Source organism: Leyella lascolaii, from assembly GCF_900079775.1.
GTDB lineage: Bacteria > Bacteroidota > Bacteroidia > Bacteroidales > Bacteroidaceae > Prevotella > Prevotella lascolaii.
In genome coordinates, this window is record NZ_LT556035.1 from 126,068 (window position 1) to 144,107 (window position 18,040).

Genomic DNA, 18,040 nt, shown 5'->3' on the forward strand with positions numbered 1-18,040 from the left:
AAATCCGCAGACCGGCTCTCCTTTGTATCGAGAGCAATGAAACGGGTGGCGTAAGGCATGTACCGCTTCCTTAACAAAGTTATTCACGAACTCCACTTTTGTTCAGTGGCATAAAATCAATTTACAGGAAAATGAAAGTATTGAAGTTTGGCGGAACATCTGTAGGTTCCGTAAAAAGCATTCTGAGCCTTAAACGCATTGTAGAGAAAGAAGCCGAAAGCCAGCCGGTGATAGTAGTTGTAAGCGCTCTCGGCGGAATAACAGACAAGCTTATTGTGACGGCAAGACTCGCGCTGCAGGGCGACGAGGGATGGCGGAACGAGTTTGAGGCAATGGTAGACCGCCATCACAAGATGATTGACACCATCATCACCGACACCAAAAAACGCGAAGACTTATTCAACACCGTGGACGGGATGTTCGAACAGCTGCGCAGCATATACTACGGAGTGTTCCTCATTCACGATCTGAGCGAGAAAACCCTTGATGCCATCGTAAGCTACGGGGAGCGTCTGAGTTCCAATATAGTTGCGACGCTGATAAGCAAAGCCAGATGGTTTGACGCGAGAGACTTCATAATGACCGAACGTAAAAACGGAAAGCACACGCTGGACAGCGAGGTCACGGCGAGACTTGTGCGCAAGGCGTTCCACGACCTGCCGCGCATATCGCTCGTACCGGGATTCATCAGCCGCGACAAGTCGTCGGGAGAGACAACCAATCTCGGCAGGGGCGGAAGCGACTACACCGCAGCCATCATCGCCGCCGCGCTCGACGCATCGATTCTGGAGATATGGACCGACGTGGACGGATTCATGACCGCCGACCCGAGAGTGATAAAAACAGCATACACCATAAACGAGCTGAGCTATATAGAAGCCATGGAGCTGTGCAACTTCGGTGCCAAAGTGATATATCCGCCGACAATATATCCGGTGTGCGTAAGAAACATACCGATAAAAGTAAAGAACACATTCAACCCGTCAAGCGAGGGGACTACAATAAAGAACAAGATTGCCAACGACAGCAAACCGATAAAAGGAATATCGAGCATCAGCGGAACCACACTCATCACTGTGACCGGTTTGTCAATGGTGGGAGTCATTGGTGTGAACCGGAGAATATTCACCGCGCTCGCCGACAACGGCATAAGCGTGTTCATGGTGTCACAGGCGTCGTCGGAGAACTCCACGTCCATAGGTGTGAGAGACGAAGACGCACGGTCGGCGGTAAGCGTGCTCGACAGGGAATTTGCCAAGGAGATTGAGACCGGAGCGATGTTTCCGATGCACGCGGAGAGCGGTCTGGCGACAATAGCAGTGGTCGGGGAAAACATGAAACACACTCCGGGCATTGCCGGAAAACTGTTCGGAACGCTCGGACGAAGCGGCATCAGCGTGATAGCATGCGCACAGGGAGCGTCGGAGACAAACATTTCTTTCGTGGTAGACGGACGGTTCCTGCGAAAGGCACTCAACGTGATACACGACTCTTTCTTCCTTTCCGAGTACAAGGTGCTCAACCTTTTCATATGCGGTGTGGGCACCGTAGGAGGCAAACTGATAGAACAGATAAGAGACCAGTATGAGAAACTGAAGACAGACCGGGGACTCAAACTGAACGTTGTGGGCATAGCAAGCTCCAAGAAAGCAATATTCAACCGCGACGGAATCAATCTTGACACTTACCGTGACGAACTTTACAGGGCTAAAGACAGCAACAACTCGCAACTGCTGAAGGAAGTCATAGGCATGAATATATTCAACAGCGTGTTTGTGGACTGTACGGCAAGCAAAGAGGTGGCGTCGTTCTACCAGCTCCTGCTCGAACACAACGTATCGGTGGTGGCTGCAAACAAGATAGCCGCCTCGTCAGACTACCAGAGTTATATAAAACTGAAGAGGACGGCTCTGGCACGTGGCGTGAAGTTCCTTTTCGAGACAAACGTGGGTGCAGGACTGCCTATCATCGGAACAATAAACGACCTTATAAACTCCGGAGATAAAATATTGAAGATAGAGGCAGTGCTGAGCGGCACTCTCAATTTCATATTCAACGAGATTGCAGCCGACGTACCGTTCTCCGAAACGGTGCGAAGGGCAAAGGAACAGGGCTACAGCGAGCCTGACCCGCGTATAGACCTGAGCGGCACCGATGTTATAAGAAAGCTCGTGATTCTTGCACGTGAGGCAGGATACAGGGTGGAACAGGACGATGTGGAGAAGAATCTGTTCATTCCGTCTTCTTACTTCAATGGCTCGGTGGAGGATTTCTGGGAAAGACTGCCGATGCTTGACACGGAGTTTGAGGAACACCGCAAGAAACTCGAGGAAGAAGGACGGCACTGGCGCTTTGTGGCGACAATGGATCACGGAAAGACCAACGTCAGCCTGAAGGAAGTGGACCGCAACCATCCGTTCTACAATCTTGAGGGCAGCAACAACATCGTCCTGCTCACAACAGAACGGTATAAGGAATATCCTATGCTCATACAAGGATATGGAGCGGGAGCAAGCGTGACCGCAGCAGGAGTGTTCGCAAACATCATGTCTATAGCTAACATCTGACGACTATGAAACACATTATAATATTAGGAGACGGTATGGCAGACCATCCGGTTGAACGTCTTGGCGGAAAGACTCTTTTACAGTATGCCGACACTCCGTATATGGACATGCTGGCAAAGAACGGACGCACCGGTCGTCTCATAACAATCCCGGAGGGATTCCAGCCGGGCAGCGAGGTGGCTAACACGGCTATTCTCGGCTATGACCTCAATGAGGTGTACGAGGGACGCGGACCTCTCGAGGCTGCGTCAATAGGATATGACATGAGGGCAGACGATATGGCAATGCGTTGCAACATCATCACTCTGGCAGACGGGAGAATAAAAAACCACCACGGAGGGCATCTTACCACGGAGCAAAGCGATATTCTCATAAAATATCTTGACAGACAACTCGGCAATGAGGATATAAAGTTCATCACAGGAATACAATACAGACATCTTTTAATAATAAGAGGTGGCAACAAACACATTGTATGCGCTCCTCCGCACGACCATCCGGAGGAAGAATGGAGGCAGCTGATGGTAAGACCTGAGCACGGATGGGAAAACCGCAGGGACGGTGACAGAATGACTGCACAGCAGACTGCCGACATAATAAACACGCTTATATTGAAGTCGCAGCAGCTTCTGGAGCAGCACCCGTTCAACAAGGAGCGTGCCGCACAACAGAAAGACGCAGCCAACAGCATATGGCCGTGGAGCGGCGGATACCGACCCAAGATGGACACACTGCAACAGATGTATCCGCAAATAAAGGAAGGCGACGTAATCTCAGCGGTAGACCTGATAAGAGGTATAGGACGTTATGCAGGGCTCAACCGGGTGACAGTGGAGGGCATGACAGGGCTTGCCGACACTAATTACGAGAACAAGGCGCAGGCTGCGATAGACATGTTGAGACAGCACGACTTCGTGTATCTGCATGTGGAAGCAAGCGATGAGGCTGGACACGACGGTGATCTGGAACTGAAACTGAAGACAATAGAGAATCTTGACAGACGAATTGTGAAACCGGTTTATGAGGAAGTGAGCACTTGGACAGACACCCCTGTATGCATAGCCATACTTCCCGACCATCCCACACCGGTGGAGTTGCGCATTCATGTGGCAGAGCCGGTACCTTTTATTATATGGCATCCGGGCATCACTCCGGACGGTGTGGAGACTTATGATGAAGTGAGTTGTGTCAGCGGCAGCTACGGATTGTTGCGGCTTGAAGAGTTTATGAATAAATTTATGGAACTATGATGTATTACAGCACCAACGGCAAAGCGCCCCTCGCGACACTTGAGGAAGCGGTGGTAAAAGGACTGGCGGGAGACCGCGGACTGTATATGCCGGAAAAAATAAAACGTCTTCCGCGTGAGTTTTACGACAACATAGCGGACATGTCGTTTCATGAAATAGCAATAAAAGTTGCCGATGCATTCTTCGGAGAGGACATTGAGCGTGAGGCTCTTGAGGAAATAGTGCGCGATACGCTCTCTTTTGACTGTCCGGTAGTGAGAGTGACGGACAGCATATACTCTCTTGAACTGTTTCACGGACCCACTCTTGCGTTCAAGGATGTAGGAGCAAGATTCATGGCACGGCTTCTACAGTATTTCATAAAGAAAGAAAACAAAAGAGAAGTGAATGTACTTGTGGCGACAAGCGGTGATACAGGGTCAGCTGTCGCAAACGGTTTTCTTGGCGTTGACGGTATAAATGTATATGTGTTATACCCCAAAGGGAAGGTCAGCAAGATTCAGGAATGCCAGTTCACCACACTCGGGAACAACATCACGGCAATTGAAGTGGACGGTGTCTTTGACGACTGCCAGCGGCTGGTGAAGTCTGCATTCATGGACGAAGAGCTGAACAGGCACATGAACCTTACATCAGCCAACTCGATAAACGTTGCAAGATTCCTGCCGCAGTCGTTCTATTACTTCAACGCATATGCGAGAATGAGACAGTTGGGAAAGGCAGACAAACTGGTTGTATGCGTGCCGAGCGGAAACTTCGGAAACATCACGGCAGCACTGTTCGGTCACGAGATGGGTCTGCCAATACACAGATTCATTGCCGCCAACAATGCAAACGACATATTCTTCAAATATCTACAGACCGGAGAATACAAGCCGATGCCGAGCAAACAGACCATAGCAAACGCCATGGATGTGGGAGACCCGAGCAACTTCGCACGCATATACGATTTGTATAAAGGCTCTTACGACAGGATAAAATCCCTGATTGGCGGTGCCACTTACAGCGACCAGCATATCAGGGATACCATGAGACGCTGTTATAACGAGAACGGATATGTGCTCGATCCGCACGGTGCGTGCGGCTATCAGGCTCTCAAGGATATGCTGGAAGACGGAGAGACTGGAGTGTTCTGCGAGACAGCTCATCCTGCAAAGTTCAAAGAGACTGTCGAGAATGCCATAAACGCGGAGACAGACATTCCTCCAAGACTTGCCGAATTTATGAAAGGAACAAAAGAAAGCGTGAATATGACAAACAGTTTTTCTGATTTCAAGGCTTTCCTGATGGGAAAATGACATTGAAAAGACATAGTAGACAAACAATAATCCGGATATGCAAAATATTCCGGATTATTTGTTTTGATAAATAAATATTTATTATATTTGCAGAAACATAATAACAACTGATATGGTATATTTAAACATACCAGAAGACAAGAATCGATTACTATCTTTCTATCTTGCCACTGAAGAGTATGTCGCAAATAAGTTTGACGATAAGGAATACTTTTTTATGTGGCAGGTGTACCCGACTGTCATATTCGGACGGAACCAACTTATCGAGAACGAAGTGAATCTGGAATACTGCAGAACACACAATATCAGAACGTTCAGACGCAAGAGCGGAGGCGGATGCGTGTATGCAGACATGAGCAATGTAATGCTTTCGTACATAACAGACGAGAACAATGTGAACTTCACATTCAACAAATACATAAACATGATTGTGCTCATGCTCCGCAAACTCGGTGTGAACGCCACTGCAAGCGGGAGGAATGACATAATGATAGACGGGCGTAAAGTGTCGGGAAACGCATTTTATCATACGCCAAGACGCAACATCGTACACGGCACTATGCTTTATGATACAGACATGCAGAACATGGTCGGCAGCATAACACCGTCAGATGCGAAACTCGTAAGCAAGGGTATCAAAAGCGTTAGACAGCACATCACTTTGCTGAAAAACTACATAGACCTGTCTCTTGAGGATTTCAAGGCATTCATGAAGAGGCAGTTGTGTGACGAGGAAATCACTCTGACAGAAAAAGACATTGAGGAAATCAAGGCTCTGGAACAGGAATATCTGTCGCACGATTTTATATACGGCAACAATCCGAAATACAACATCATCAGCAAACGGCGTATTGATAATGTGGGGGATATGGAAATACGCATTGAGATGAAAAACGATATCATAAAGTCGATAAACCTGATGGGCGACTTTTTCATTACCGGAGACATCGATGCAAAAATCATTAAACCGCTGATGAACACACCGCTTGAAAGAGCAAGAATATCTGAAGCACTGCCCGAAACGCTGAACGATGTCATCCATAATCTTGAAAAAGAGGATTTCATAAGTCTCATACTGCAATCTAAAGAACAAAACTTAAACTCATAAAACAATATAATCATGGAAAATAAAAAGACCTGTCTGTATGACAAACATGTAGCCATGGGAGCACTGATGCAACCGTTCGGCGGATTTGAAATGCCTATACAATATTCCACGATCATTGAAGAGCATAACGCAGTACGCAACCATTGCGGTGTGTTTGACGTCTCTCACATGGGTGAAGTCGTTGTTAAAGGACCCGATGCGGAGAAATACGTCAACCACATTTTCACAAACGACATAGCCAACGCTCCCAAAGGACAGATATATTATGGCATGATGTTGTATGAAAACGGTGGTACAGTGGACGACCTTCTCGTATATAAAATGGGAGAAAACGATTTCTTCCTTGTGATAAATGCCGCAAATATAGAAAAGGACTTTGAATGGATGACAAAAAACGCAAGTGGTTTTGACATCGAATTAAAGAACGTTTCGGACGATTACGGACAACTTGCCGTGCAGGGACCGGAATCAGAGAACGTGGTTGAGACAGTACTTGGCATACCGTGCAAGGAACTTGTCTTCTATACCGCAAAAACAGTAGAGAAAGACGGTGAAACTATTATTGTCAGCCGGACAGGATATACCGGTGAGGACGGATTTGAGATATACGGAAGTCAAAACTTCATCCGCCAGCAATGGGACATGCTCATGAAAAGCGGCAAATGCAAGCCATGCGGGCTCGGTTGTCGTGACACTCTGCGCTTTGAGGTGGGTCTGCCTCTATACGGCGACGAGCTTTCAGAGAACATCTCTCCGATAATGGCAGGTCTGGGCATGTTCTGCAAACTTGACAAACAGGAGTTCATAGGCAAAGACGCCATAGCCAGACAAAAGGCAGAAGGCGTCAGCCGGAAACTGGTAGGCATAGAACTGAACGACCGCGCCATACCGCGCCACGGTTACGCAGTGCTTCATGACGGCAAGGAAATAGGTGTCGTGACAACCGGCTATCACACAATCTCTACAGATAAAAGCGTGTGCATGGCTCTTATCGACACCGAGTTCTCAAAGCTTGATACCGAAGTCTCTGTACAGATACGCAAGAAGACATTCGCGGGAAAAGTTGTAAGAAAGAGATTCTACGACAAACACTACAAGAAATAACCGGTCACCGACATCGTAAAGATACTATGGGCATCCCGTAGTATATTGTAAACTGAGATACAACAATAAAGTAATAACAAATTAATAAACTTAAAACAATATGTCAAAAGTAATTGAAGGACTTTACTATGCAGAGTCACACGAATATGTTAAGGTAGATGGCGATTATGGCTATATCGGTATAACAGACTATGCGCAGCACGCGTTGGGCAACATAGTTTATGTTGATATGCCTGAGGTTGACGACGAAGTGGAAGCCGGCGAGGACTTCGGAGCGGTGGAAAGTGTAAAAGCCGCCAGCGATCTGATTTCTCCGGTATCAGGTACCGTGGTAGAGATTAACGAGGCTCTGGAGGACAATCCCGAACTCATAAACAAAGACGCGTTCGCCAACTGGATAATAAAGATAAGCCTGTCAGACAAGAGCGAGCTTGAAAACCTTATGGACGCTGCGGCTTACAGCGCATTATGCGACAAACAAGATTAACCAAACCGAAATGCACTGTAAGAAATAACTCCAGTGCATTTCTTTTTTTCAGTCATCCCTAATATCAGAAAATATGGCATACAAATATTTTCCACATACAGAAAAAGATATAGCCACAATGCTGGAAAAAATCGGGATAAGCTCACTGAAAGAGCTTTACGCCGATGTTCCAGACAGCATCATGTTCAAAGGCGAATATAATATCGATGAAGCCAAGAGCGAAATCGAAATCAGAAACTATTTCAAACAGCTGTGCGAAAAGAACAAGTTGCTCACAGTGTTTGCCGGTGCCGGCTCATACGACCATTACACTCCGGCTGTAATACCAAGCATCATCAGCCGTTCGGAATATCTGACAAGCTACACTCCCTATCAGGCTGAAGTGTCGCAAGGAACACTGCATTATATATTCGAATATCAGAGTATGATGGCAGAACTCACGGGAATGGATATCTCAAACGCATCTATGTATGACGGCAGCACCGCAACCGCAGAAGCCGTACTGATGGCTAAAGCGTCCACCAAAAAGACGGATAAGGTGCTCGTTTCATCGACCATAGACCCCAAAATACTAAATGTAGTGCGCACATATGCCCACTTTCACGGCATAGAAATAAAGATGATAAGCCAGAAGGACGGCGTTACAGACAAAGCAGACATGGATGCCTTTCTGGCAGAAGGAGGCGTTGCGGGTGTCGTAGTGCAACAGCCTAATTACTATGGAATAATAGAGGACTATTCCGGATACGCCGAGTCATGCCACAGCAGCAAGGCTCTTTTCATCATGAACAGTGTCGCCGCTGACCTTGCCCTGCTTAAGACTCCGGGCGAATGGGGAGCGGACATAGCCGTAGGCGACGGTCAGTCGCTCGGCATACCGATGAGTTTCGGCGGTCCTTCAGTAGGTTACATGTGCTGTACAGAGAAGCTCATGCGCAAGATGCCGGGCAGGATAGTCGGCAAAACGGTAGACAGCAACGGACAGCGCGCCTTTGTTCTCACTCTTCAGGCACGCGAACAGCACATCCGCCGTCAGAAAGCCACATCAAACATATGCTCTAACGAAAGCCTCATGGCACTGTTCGTGACAATCTACATGTCGCTTATGGGCAAGGAAGGAGTGAAGGAAGCCGCACAGCTTTCTTACTCCGGAGCACATTATCTCTTTGAGAAACTCATCGCCACAGGACATTTCTCACTTGCATACGACCAGCCTTTCTTCAATGAGTTCTGTGTGAAATATGACGGTGACATAGACAAACTGCAAAAGCACTTCATAAAAAACGGATTTCTCGGAGGCGTAAAAGTCAGCGACGACACACTGATGTTTGCCGTTACGGAGAAACGAACAAAGGAAGAAATCGACTCATTCGTTAAAACAGCAAAGGAGGCAACACTATGAACAACAAGCTATATGGAAACCTGATTTTTGAGTTGTCACACGAAGGACGTAAAGGTTACTCGCTGCCTGAGAACACGTTCGGCAATTACGAATTGCCATTATGCGCACGCAGAAAAACCGACGCGGAGCTTCCGCAATGCGACGAGCTCACAGTGGTGCGGCATTACACAAACCACAGCGAAAACAATTTCGGTGTGAACAACGGATTCTATCCGCTGGGCAGCTGCACAATGAAATACAATCCGATAGTCAATGAAGAGACTGCCGCAATGCCCGGATTCGCCGCGCTCCACCCGCTTCAGCCGGCAGAGACATGCCAAGGCGCGCTTGAGGCTTACTACAACATGCAGAAGGCACTGTCCGACATAACAGGTCTGAGCGAGTTCACTCTCAATCCGTTTGCCGGAGCACACGGTGAGCTGACAGGTCTTATGATTATCCGTGCCTACCATCAGCACAACAAAGACCATAAGCGCACGAAGGTTCTCGTGCCCGACTCAGCCCACGGCACCAACCCCGCATCTGCCGCAGTGTGCGGTCTGGAAGTGGTGGAAGTGAAAAGCACGCCAGACGGACTTGTAGATGTGGACGACCTGAAAACACATCTTGATGACACCATCGCTGCAATGATGATGACCAACCCCAACACCCTCGGTCTGTTCGAAAGCGATATTCCAGAGATAGCACGTCTCGTACACGAGTGCGGAGCACTAATGTATTACGACGGAGCCAACCTCAATCCTATGCTTGGAGCATGTCGTCCGGGTGACATGGGATTCGACGTCATGCACATAAACCTTCACAAGACATTCTCCACCCCTCACGGAGGAGGCGGTCCGGGCTCCGGTCCTGTGGGCGTAGGCAAGGGTCTCGAGCAGTTCCTGCCACGTCCGAGAGTGGTTAAGGACGGCTCTGAATACAAAATGGACACAGAATATGCCGGCATCAGCGTGGGAGAGTTTCTCGGCAACTTCGCAACAATGCTGCGCGCATACACATACATCCTGTCGCTCGGCAAGGAGAACCTGCCTATGGTAGGACCGCTCGCTACACTCAACGCAAACTACATCAAGGAATCGCTCAAGGACGCATACGAACTGCCTATCACAGGAGTCTGCAAACACGAATTTGTGTTCAACGGTCTTAAAGACAAGAGCACGGGCGTAACTACAATGGATGTGGCAAAACGTCTGCTCGACTATGGATACCACGCACCGACCATCTACTTCCCTCTTCTCTTCCATGAGGCAATGATGATAGAGCCGACCGAGAACGAGAGTATCGACACGCTCGACTGCTTCATCGACGTCATGCACCGCATAGCAAGGGAAGCCGCGGAGACGCCGGATATTGTCAAGACCGCCCCGCACAACACTCCTATAGGGCGTGTTGATGATGTCTTGGCTGCAAAACATCCGATACTGACATACAAGCAGATGATTTCAGATACACAGGACAATGGTTAAAACTGATCTTATAATAATAGGTAGCGGTCCGGGCGGATACCGTTCGGCATGCTATGCCGCCGCACGCGGACTGTCGGTCACTGTATTTGAATCGGCAGAGGCAGGCGGAACATGTCTCAACTGCGGCTGTATACCGACAAAATCACTGTGCCGCAACGCCGAGGTTATAGACACTCTGCGCGACGCATCCGCTTTAGGACTCGAATCGCTGAGCTACTCTCTCGACTTCGGAAAGATAATGGAGCGTAAGAACTCTGTAGTAGCGCAGCTGCGCAACGGTGTCGAGACAATCATGAGGACACCGGGAATAACGTTTGTCAACAAGAAAGCCAAACTGACATCCGGACACACTGTGGTCACGGATGAGGAAGAATACACTGCCGGTGACATCATAATCGCCACGGGCTCGCACGCAAAGATTCCACCGATAAAGGGCGCGCAGCTCCAAGGAGTCGTCACTTCCACCGAACTGCTCGACATCCCCTCCGTTCCCAAACGTCTGTGCATAGTAGGCGCAGGAGTGATAGGCATGGAGTTCGCCTCAGCTTTCAGCAGTTTCGGGAGTGAGGTTACGGTAGTGGAGTTTATGAAAGAGGCACTTCCGACACTCGACAGCGACATAGCCAAACGTCTGCGCCAGACAATAGGCAAGCGCGGAGTGACCTTCCACATGCAGACTGCCGTGAAAGAGATAGAGGAGAAAACAGACAGCTGCGGAGCACGGGTCCTCAACGTGATAACAGACAAAAAGGGCAAAACTCTTGAAGTGGAGGCGGACACAGTGCTCATAGCCACGGGACGCTCGGCAAACACCGACGGCCTCGGACTCGAGGAGGCAGGCATCGAGTACGACTCCAAAGGCATACATACAGATGATGATTTCGCCACCAACGTGCCTCACATATATGCCATAGGCGACGTTAACGGGAAGTGCATGCTTGCCCATGCCGCCACGTTTCAAGGCATACATGTTGTGAACCACATACTCGGAACACCAGACGGGATACGTCCGGACATAATGCCTTCGGCTATATTCACCAATCCTGAAGCCGCATCCGTAGGACTGAGCGAGGACCGGTGCAAAGAGCTCGGACTGGAATACACATGCAAGAAGGGCTTCTTCAGGTCAAACGGAAAGGCTCTCGCCATGAACGAGACTGACGGAATGGTGAAACTCATAAGCGATTCCGACGGCAGGATAATAGGATGTCACATGTTCGGAGCGCACGCTTCCGACATGGTTCAGGAGATAACGGCACTTATGAACGCTGGTGTCACGACCAGCCGCCTTGCTGAAATAATACACATCCACCCCACTCTCTCCGAGATACTTTGCGACATGTGTCTCGGCTGACCGTAACTCACATATGTCCGGCTACGGATACAGGACGTGCACATGACACGCCTGTAGCTGCAGCCGGACATTTTTTCACGTCCCCAGATTCTGATTTCATCAAAGAAACACATTTGTTTCTTACCAATGTTTTTTATTTTTTAATAAAACAGGCTGCACTCGGCAATCTGAAAGCAAGCTTTCATTGTGCTCGTTGACACTGCTTTTAAATAAAACAGGCTGCACTCGACAATCTGAAAGCAAGCTTTCATTGTGCTCATTGGCACTGCTTTTAAATAAAACAGGCTGCACCCGACAATCTGAAAGCAAGCTTTCATTGCGCTCGTTGGCACTGTTTTATAACAAGGCAAGACATTGATGCCTGTATTTCGTTTGGCACAATATTTGCATAATCAACGGCAGAAGAAATCAGTTAAAAAACATATTCACATTATGCAGAAAGGAAATATAGGGGTTACGACAGAGAACATCTTCCCCGTGATAAAAAAGTTTCTCTATTCCGATCATGAGATATTCCTGCGCGAGATGGTGTCAAACGCTGTAGACGCGACACAGAAAATCAAGACACTGGCAGAGCGCGGTGACTTCAGCGGAGAGCTCGGAGATCTGACCGTACGGATAAGTCTCGACGCCGACAAAGGCACACTGACATTCAGCGACAACGGCATCGGTATGACCGAAGAGGAGATAGACAAATACATCAATCAGATAGCCTTCTCCGGCGTAAACGATTTCCTCGACAAATATAAGGATAATGCCAACGCCATAATAGGACACTTCGGCCTCGGCTTCTACTCGTCGTTCATGGTGAGCAAGAAGGTGGAGATTGTCACGAAGAGCTACAAGGAAGGCTCCAAGGCAGTGAAATGGAGCTGCGACGGAAGCCCTGAGTTTGAAATCACAGATGCCGAGAAAGAGACCCGCGGCTCAGACATCATACTATACATAGATGACGACTGCAAGGAGTTCCTCGACAAATACAAGATTCAGGAACTGCTCAACAAGTACTGCAAATTCATGCCTGTGCCAGTGGCATTCGGTAAAAAGACCGAGTGGAAAGACGGAAAACAGGTGGATACTGCCGAGGACAACATCATCAACAGCGTGGAACCGTTGTGGACAAAAGCCCCGAGCACACTGAAAGACGAGGACTACAAGTCGTTCTACCGCACTCTATATCCAATGCAGGACGAACCGTTGTTCTGGATACACCTCAACGTTGACTATCCGTTCAACCTCACCGGAATACTGTATTTCCCCCGAATACACTCCAATCTCGAACTGCAGCGCAACAAGATACAGCTCTACTGCAATCAGGTTTTCGTCACCGATCAGGTGGAAGGCATAGTTCCTGAGTTCCTCACACTGCTCCACGGAGTGATCGACTCTCCGGACATTCCGCTCAACGTAAGCCGTTCTTATCTGCAGAGCGATGCCAACGTGAAGAAGATATCAACCTATATCACAAAGAAGGTTGCCGACCGTCTGAACAGCATCTTCCAGGAAAACCGCAAGGAATATGAGGAGAAATGGGACTCACTGAAGATATTCATAAACTACGGTATGCTCTCCAAGGACGACTTCTACGACCGCGCGAAGGACTTCGCACTGTTCAAGGATACCGACGGAAAGTACTTCACTTACGACGAATACAAGACGCTCATCAAGGAAAACCAGACCGACAAGGACGGTCAGACAGTATATCTGTATGCCAACGACAAGGAAGGTCAGTACAGCTACATCGAAGCTGCGAAGGCTAAGGGATACAGTGTGCTGCTGCTCGACGGACAGCTTGACGTGCCTATGATATCCATGCTGGAGCAGAAATTTGAGAAGAGCCGCTTCACACGTGTGGACAGCGACACCATCGACCGTCTGATAATAAAGGATGAGAACAAGGACTCCGACCTCGATTCTGACAGCAGCGACAATCTGTCACAGGTGTTCCGGTCGCAGATGCCTAAGCTCGACAAGACCGAGTTCAACATCGAAGTTCAGGCTCTCGGCGACCAGACGCTGCCGGTGCTCATTACACAGAGCGAATACATGAGGCGTATGAAAGACATCAGCCAGTATCAGACGGGCATGGCATTCTATGCTCAGATGCCTGACTCTTACACCATAGTGCTCAACAGCGACCACAAGCTCATAAAGAGCATACTTGAGGATGAGAAGGCAAAATGCGCCGAACAGCTCAAGCCCGTCGACAGCGAGATAAAGGGACTTGAGGCTCGTCTCGCCGCGCTCCGTCAGACACAGAACGGCAAAAAGCCAGAGGAAATAACCCAGGAGGAGAAAGACGATGTCAAGAACACGGAGAAGTCGGTTGCCGAGCAGCGCGACAAGAAGAAGCAGATTATTGCCGACTACGCAAAGGACAACAGAATAGTGCATCAGCTCATAGACCTTGCGCTGCTTCAGAACGGCATGCTCAAGGGCGCGGCTCTCGACTCGTTCCTCAAACGTTCGGTCGACCTTATCGGCTGATTGCACCTTATGAACAGACATTGTGCGCGGCGGTAATGCCACTGGCGCATACAGACATAACCCCCGGACTGTCTTCACCACACGACAGTCCGGGCTTTTTTATGTCCGGATCAGTTTGGCACCAATACGTGACAGCACACCGCATACAACACGATTCATGGCATCTGTCTGCACACGACAGCAAGTACATGCCGTCAGGCAATACAGCCCTAAATGCATATTTATGCGTTTCTGTCAGTAAAATATTTTGACATTTGAAATCAGAGAAATAGGTTCTGCTGACCACCGTAAACCATATTTCCTCTTCACTTCCGGTCTTTTACAACGTTAAAAACACCGTTTTACAGTCCATTCCCTACACCATCTGTTTACAGAAAAGCCTTTATCGTCACGTCACAAAGGCGTTCCCGTCCTGCGGAACAGGCTTTTTCATGATGCGGAAAAGCCTTTCCTGTGTCATGAAAGAGCCCGTTTCACATTATCATAACACACATATTCCGGTACTGAGACAGGCAAAGCACTGACTGTCAAAGCATTGCAACATTCCCTCAAAACTCGCGTATTTGTGGCAGAATAAGCATCGCCGTCAGAAAACCGCGCTCTCGCGGAGTTGTCGATGTATGATTATGCAAAGCCAATTTGGAATTGCATAAATATTCAATCAGTAGAAGTGCAGGTGTGCGGCATGTTCTCAGGCGGGACACAACAAGAGATGACACATATTATTGAAGTATCTGCCGTTCATTCACAACCGTCATTCACTGATGTAAGAAGATGTCATACACTGCAGACGCGCAACTGTTCTGATATACTGTATCATCATCACATCGCCTCTGCTTACGCCTCTTCATAATATCACACACATTGCGCTATATATCCGTATTTACACAACATTACACCCATAATATATCCCTTATATACAGAAACGGAAAATATGAACATACAGTGCGAAAATGTCATAACGCTCATAAGCACGAAACAGCCTACCTTTGCAGCGGATAAATGAAATAAAAAACATGAAGAGACTATTATCAACACTTGCGTTCGCCTGTACGCTTTTCACCATTAAAGCACAGGACACACTGACGCTGGAACAATGCATCCGCATTGGCATTGAGAACAACCTGTCGCTGCGAACAAAGCGCAACGATGTAATGAAAGGTAAGCACAGCATCTCCGAGAACCGCGCACGGCTGCTGCCGCAAATCAACGCGGTAGTGTCTATGAGCGACAACTTCAATCCGCCGGTGTCTGTCACAGACGGTTCAGCCTACGGCAACAAGTATAATGTGACAAAGACTCTGCAATATAACGCCTCGGCGGGAATAAAGCTGCAGATGCCTCTCTATAATCAGACTCTGCTCACAGCACTTGACATAACAAAGATGACGGCACGTATCAACCGGCTGTCATACGACAAGGCGCGCAACGACCTCATAGAACAGATAACCAGTATATACTATCTTGCACAGAGCACTGCCGAACAGATAGAAATAGTAAAAGCCAACATAGAGCGCCTGAAGGAGCTGAAGAACATCACAACGGCATTCTTCGACAACGGCATGGCTATGGAGGTGGACGTGAAGCGCGTCAACATCAACCTCGAGAATCTGCTGGTGCAGCACGATAACGCCAAGACCATGCTCTCCCAACAACTCAACATGCTGAAGTATGTCATGGACTATCCTGCCGGCAACGACATCACTCTGACAACCGTAAACACAGAAACAGTGGAACAGGTGGAGCCTGGCGGACTCGACGAGTCGTTGCCCGAGCTACAGCAACTGAGGGAGAAGAGCGAACTTGCCGCACGCCAGCAGAAGCTTATCAGTCAAGGTTATCTGCCATCACTCACACTGACCGGCAACTTCTCCTACTCCGCTTTTACTGACAGATTCAGCAATTGGTTTCACTCCGGACCGTCGAATCATTGGTACAACTCTTCGGGACTGGGCATCACTCTGAACGTACCGATATTCGACGGACTCGAGAAACGCTCGAAGATACGTAAGGCAAAGCTCGACACGGAGAACGCCCGCATAGCCTACGACGATGCTCTGAAAGGTCTGCGCATGCAATATCTCAATGCCGCCGACGAGCTTACGAACAGTCGGCGCAATCTCACCAAGCAGCGCGACAACTACCGTCTTGCCGAGGATGTGTATGCTGTCACGACCGACCGCTACCGCGAAGGCATCGCCTCAATGACCGAGGTGCTGCAGGACGAGATGCGTATGAGTGAGGCGCAGAACAACTACGTGACTGCTCACTACAACTACCGCATAACCAGTCTGTCGTTGCTGAAACTCACAGGGCGTCTCGACTCGCTCCTAAAATGAACATGTCACAGCAGTGATTTTATTCAACATAAAATAAGATAATAAACCGACAATCCCAAAAAACAAAACAATGGAAACCAAAAACAACAACATACAGCACTCCGACACTCTGAAACAGAAAGCAGCAAAACTGAGAAAGCAGCGCATGCGTCAGCGTCTGGCAAGCGCATTCGGAATAATAATCATCATGTGCGGAATAGTGAAGACCGCCACGGTTTTCATTAACTACAAAAGCACGGAGACAAGCGACGATGCGCAGATAGAGCAATACATATCACCGGTTAACCTGCGCGCATCCGGCTATATAAAGAAGGTGTGTTTCACGGAGCATCAGAACGTGAAGAAAGGCGACACACTTCTGATTCTCGACAACCGCGAATACCGCATACGGGTAATGGAGGCAGAGGCTGCGCTGAAGGACGCTCTGGCTGGCGCGTCGGCAATAGGACAGTCGCTTCAGACATCGGAGGCGTCGGCATCGGTGTATGAGTCGTCAATAGATGAGGTGAAGATTCGTCTGGCGAAACTTGAGAAAGACCGCACACGCTATCAGAACCTGCTCGACCGCAACGCCGCCACTCCCATACAGCTGGAACAGATAGAGACCGAATATGAGGCTACGAAGAAAAAGCTCGACGGACTCGTGAGACAGCGGAAGGCAGCCATGTCTGGTGTAAGCGAGGTGTCGGTACGCCGCAAGAGTTCGGAAGCGGCGATAGAGCGTGCGCGTGCCGCTCTCGAGATGGCACGTCTCAACCTCTCCTATACGGTTGTTACCGCTCCGTGCGACGGCAAGCTCGGTCGCCGGACAGTGGAGGAAGGACAATACGTCCCTGCCGGACAGACTCTGACATACATCATGCCTGACACACAAAAATGGGTGATAGCCAACTTTAAGGAGACACAGATAGAGAACCTGCACGTAGGACAGGAGGTGGCGGTAACGGTGGACGCTCTGGACGGACGTGAGTTCAAAGGACGTGTAACGGCAATCTCCGGAGCCACCGGTTCTAAATACTCACTCGTCCCGACGGACAATTCAGCCGGAAACTTCGTGAAAATCCGCCAGCGCGTACCGGTAAGAATTGACTTCGACAACCTGTCGGCGAAGGACAACGCACGCCTTGCCGCCGGAATGATGGTGGTGGTGAAAGCAAGGATTGACTGACATTACGGCA

Annotated in this window: 12 protein-coding genes; all 12 read left to right on the top strand. The window is 48.9% G+C overall.

The annotated features are described in order from the left end of the window. The first annotated feature begins 131 nt into the window (after positions 1–131). The 12 genes from thrA (at position 132) to BN4609_RS01780 (ending at position 18,030) form a co-directional block, all read left to right on the top strand. Positions 132–2,567 carry a bifunctional aspartate kinase/homoserine dehydrogenase I gene (thrA, locus tag BN4609_RS01725; RefSeq protein WP_068855077.1) on the top strand — a complete coding sequence of 812 codons (2,436 nt, stop codon included), beginning with the start codon at positions 132–134 and terminating at the stop codon, positions 2,565–2,567. A gap of 5 nt (positions 2,568–2,572) precedes the next feature. Then, entirely contained in the window at positions 2,573–3,817 is a 1,245-nt protein-coding gene (locus BN4609_RS01730; protein WP_068855078.1) for a cofactor-independent phosphoglycerate mutase, read from the top strand. Beyond that, positions 3,814–5,115, top strand: a complete 1,302-nt coding sequence (gene thrC, locus BN4609_RS01735; RefSeq protein ID WP_068855079.1) for a threonine synthase — start codon at positions 3,814–3,816, stop codon at positions 5,113–5,115. Before BN4609_RS01730 ends, thrC begins: the two co-directional genes overlap by 4 nt. Positions 5,116–5,227: 112 nt before the next feature. Beyond that, positions 5,228–6,223 carry a lipoate--protein ligase gene (gene lplA / locus BN4609_RS01740; protein ID WP_068855080.1) on the top strand — a complete coding sequence of 332 codons (996 nt, stop codon included), beginning with the start codon at positions 5,228–5,230 and terminating at the stop codon, positions 6,221–6,223. Between the two features lie 12 nt (positions 6,224–6,235). Beyond that, the gene (gene gcvT, locus BN4609_RS01745; RefSeq protein ID WP_068855081.1) at positions 6,236–7,327 is read left to right on the top strand and encodes a glycine cleavage system aminomethyltransferase GcvT; all 1,092 of its coding nucleotides are present in this window, start codon (positions 6,236–6,238) and stop codon (positions 7,325–7,327) included. A gap of 100 nt (positions 7,328–7,427) precedes the next feature. Continuing rightward, positions 7,428–7,814 (top strand): glycine cleavage system protein GcvH, encoded by a 387-nt coding sequence (gcvH, locus tag BN4609_RS01750; RefSeq protein ID WP_068855082.1) that lies wholly within the window; start codon positions 7,428–7,430, stop codon positions 7,812–7,814. Between the two features lie 73 nt (positions 7,815–7,887). Further along, a complete protein-coding gene (gcvPA, locus tag BN4609_RS01755; protein ID WP_068855083.1) occupies positions 7,888–9,216 on the top strand; it encodes an aminomethyl-transferring glycine dehydrogenase subunit GcvPA in 1,329 nt (442 codons plus the stop codon). Then, positions 9,213–10,682 carry an aminomethyl-transferring glycine dehydrogenase subunit GcvPB gene (gene gcvPB / locus BN4609_RS01760; RefSeq protein ID WP_068855084.1) on the top strand — a complete coding sequence of 490 codons (1,470 nt, stop codon included), beginning with the start codon at positions 9,213–9,215 and terminating at the stop codon, positions 10,680–10,682. Before gcvPA ends, gcvPB begins: the two co-directional genes overlap by 4 nt. Beyond that, positions 10,675–12,036 carry a dihydrolipoyl dehydrogenase gene (gene lpdA, locus BN4609_RS01765; protein WP_068855085.1) on the top strand — a complete coding sequence of 454 codons (1,362 nt, stop codon included), beginning with the start codon at positions 10,675–10,677 and terminating at the stop codon, positions 12,034–12,036. The genes gcvPB and lpdA overlap by 8 nt, the downstream gene beginning before the upstream one ends. Before the next feature lie 432 nt (positions 12,037–12,468). Beyond that, a complete protein-coding gene (gene htpG, locus BN4609_RS01770) occupies positions 12,469–14,523 on the top strand; it encodes a molecular chaperone HtpG (RefSeq protein WP_068855086.1) in 2,055 nt (684 codons plus the stop codon). Positions 14,524–15,539: 1,016 nt separating this feature from the next. After that, positions 15,540–16,862 (top strand): TolC family protein, encoded by a 1,323-nt coding sequence (locus BN4609_RS01775; protein ID WP_068855087.1) that lies wholly within the window; start codon positions 15,540–15,542, stop codon positions 16,860–16,862. 70 nt (positions 16,863–16,932) lie between these two features. Continuing rightward, positions 16,933–18,030 (top strand): HlyD family secretion protein, encoded by a 1,098-nt coding sequence (locus BN4609_RS01780; RefSeq protein WP_068855088.1) that lies wholly within the window; start codon positions 16,933–16,935, stop codon positions 18,028–18,030. Positions 18,031–18,040: the final 10 nt, after the last annotated feature.

What these genes read in the sequence shown, in the direction of transcription:
- thrA (WP_068855077.1), top strand. Translation starts at nt 132, where the DNA reads ATGAAAGTATTGAAGTTTGGCGGAACATCTGTAGGTTCCGTAAAAAGC.
- BN4609_RS01730 (WP_068855078.1), top strand. Translation starts at nt 2,573, where the DNA reads ATGAAACACATTATAATATTAGGAGACGGTATGGCAGACCATCCGGTT.
- thrC (WP_068855079.1), top strand. Translation starts at nt 3,814, where the DNA reads ATGATGTATTACAGCACCAACGGCAAAGCGCCCCTCGCGACACTTGAG.
- lplA (WP_068855080.1), top strand. Translation starts at nt 5,228, where the DNA reads ATGGTATATTTAAACATACCAGAAGACAAGAATCGATTACTATCTTTC.
- gcvT (WP_068855081.1), top strand. Translation starts at nt 6,236, where the DNA reads ATGGAAAATAAAAAGACCTGTCTGTATGACAAACATGTAGCCATGGGA.
- gcvH (WP_068855082.1), top strand. Translation starts at nt 7,428, where the DNA reads ATGTCAAAAGTAATTGAAGGACTTTACTATGCAGAGTCACACGAATAT.
- gcvPA (WP_068855083.1), top strand. Translation starts at nt 7,888, where the DNA reads ATGGCATACAAATATTTTCCACATACAGAAAAAGATATAGCCACAATG.
- gcvPB (WP_068855084.1), top strand. Translation starts at nt 9,213, where the DNA reads ATGAACAACAAGCTATATGGAAACCTGATTTTTGAGTTGTCACACGAA.
- lpdA (WP_068855085.1), top strand. Translation starts at nt 10,675, where the DNA reads ATGGTTAAAACTGATCTTATAATAATAGGTAGCGGTCCGGGCGGATAC.
- htpG (WP_068855086.1), top strand. Translation starts at nt 12,469, where the DNA reads ATGCAGAAAGGAAATATAGGGGTTACGACAGAGAACATCTTCCCCGTG.
- BN4609_RS01775 (WP_068855087.1), top strand. Translation starts at nt 15,540, where the DNA reads ATGAAGAGACTATTATCAACACTTGCGTTCGCCTGTACGCTTTTCACC.
- BN4609_RS01780 (WP_068855088.1), top strand. Translation starts at nt 16,933, where the DNA reads ATGGAAACCAAAAACAACAACATACAGCACTCCGACACTCTGAAACAG.